Source organism: Candidatus Cryosericum odellii, assembly GCF_003570935.1.
GTDB lineage: Bacteria > Caldisericota > Caldisericia > Cryosericales > Cryosericaceae > Cryosericum > Cryosericum odellii.
Window position 1 is genome coordinate 1,357 of sequence record NZ_QXIU01000007.1, and the last position, 1,734, is coordinate 3,090.

2 protein-coding genes are annotated in these 1,734 nt (G+C 57.5%); both read right to left on the bottom strand.

All coding sequences use genetic code 11. From position 1 onward, the window contains the following. Positions 1-1,127: glucose-6-phosphate isomerase (locus tag SMC5_RS00235; RefSeq protein ID WP_165848886.1), on the bottom strand; the 1,127-nt coding region annotated here is incomplete at its 3' end. 160 nt (positions 1,128-1,287) lie between these two features. Next, on the bottom strand, positions 1,288-1,734 hold a 447-nt coding region (locus tag SMC5_RS10905), incomplete at its 5' end, for an ABC transporter permease subunit (protein WP_207798895.1).

The following is a 1,734-nucleotide window of genomic DNA, read 5'->3' on the forward strand; positions in this document are numbered from 1 at the left end:
GGGACGCCGCCATCGTGGTGAGCAAGAAGTGTTCCGATCCTGGCATCGTGGTTCATGGCAGACAGGCTTCGGCCGTTGAGATAGGCAAGCCCGTCTGGCGAGTCCTCATCACAGAGGAACGCGACGTCGGCGGGGGCGGGCACATCGACAACCGTCTCGAAGAGCGAACGAGTTCCTTCCTGGACATATTGCCCAAGTGAGTGAAGATCAGTTGTGAATTCGGCCGACGCAGGGAAGATCCCCTTGCCGTTCTTGCCCTCGCTCTCGCCGAACAGTTGCTTCCACCATTCGCCGACGAAGTGCAGACAGGGCTCGAAACTCGTAAGCAGTTCGATGTTCTTCCCACTCGTGTTCAGAAGACGTCGGGCGACGGCGTAGTGAAGAGCGTCGTTGGTCGCTGCAGGCGAACCAAGGCTGTCAGTGCGCTGTTCTGCGGCGCCTTGCAGCATCGCACGGATATTCAGGCCAGCGATCGCAAACGGAAGGAGACCGACCGGAGTAAGTACCGAATAGCGTCCCCCGACGTCGCGAGGCAGGTCGAATGTGACCAAGGCCTCGTTCTTGGCAAGGTCGTGCAGGGTTCCATGCTCCGAGTCTGTTATGGCCACGATACGGGTGCGTGCCTTTTCTGTACCGAACCGTCGAACCAGCTCTGTTTTCAGGATGTGGAAGGCAACCGCAGTCTCAAGCGTCGTGCCGGATTTCGAGATGACCACGACGGAGAAGCGGTGGCCCGCAAGCCTGTCCAGCAGCTTTCGGAGTTGCCATGAACTGAGGCTGTTGCCAGCGAAGAGGATGTCGGGCAAGCCGTTGGTCGCCGAATGGGACGGTACGCCGGCAAGGAAGTCCAGGCCCGCTCGAGCCCCCAGATAGGAACCTCCGATACCACAGACGACGACAGTGTCCGATTGTTCACGGAATCCGGCAGCGACATCCTCGATTCTGGCCAAGAGACTGTCAGGAGCGTCGATGGGCAGAGTAAGCCATCCGGTGTATTCAGAGCCGGCGCCCTTCCTGTCGACGAGGAGCTGAAGCTGTAGTGCTGCCTCTCTCATCCCTCCGTCGATCTCCTCGGCATTGAAGTGATCAAGTGCCCATGTGTCATCCAGTCGCATCAGTCCGTTCATCCCGACACCTCCATGTATCCCAAGCATTGTAGGAGTCTGCGAAAGCGCTGCAACAGCACGGGGCTCTGCCATTCGGCTACGTGCCCAGTGTTCTTGGTAGCAAGATGGCTGTCGGCATATGCCGACAGCCATCTCCGAGAGCCTGGTTGGAGGGGACGTACTACGATTCCTTTCCTCCGCGTAGAGAGCGTCTCGCTCGTTCCCGTTCCTTGAGTCGTTTCCAGGCATACAGGGCAAGGGCGAGCGCTATGACGCCATATGATACGAAGACACGGAAGTACTCTCCGATCATTGCTGATCCCATGAGATTCTTTCCTGCCATCGGAGATACAAGGAACATCAGATGAAAGAGAACAACTCCGATGAACACATTGGGGATGGAGGCGCTGACGACGCTTGCTCCACCAATAAGCAATGCTGCGGCAGCGAAGGTGGCTGTCTGATCGGCACCGTTGTACGTGTTCAACGTTCCGATATTCTGAAGGTAGACGATCTGGCCGTAGCAGGCGAGAACCGTAGAGAGAATGATAGCAAGAATACGAGTGCGTTCCACCTTGATACCCGAATCTTCGGAGACACCCATGTCCTGACCGACTGCTCGCATGTC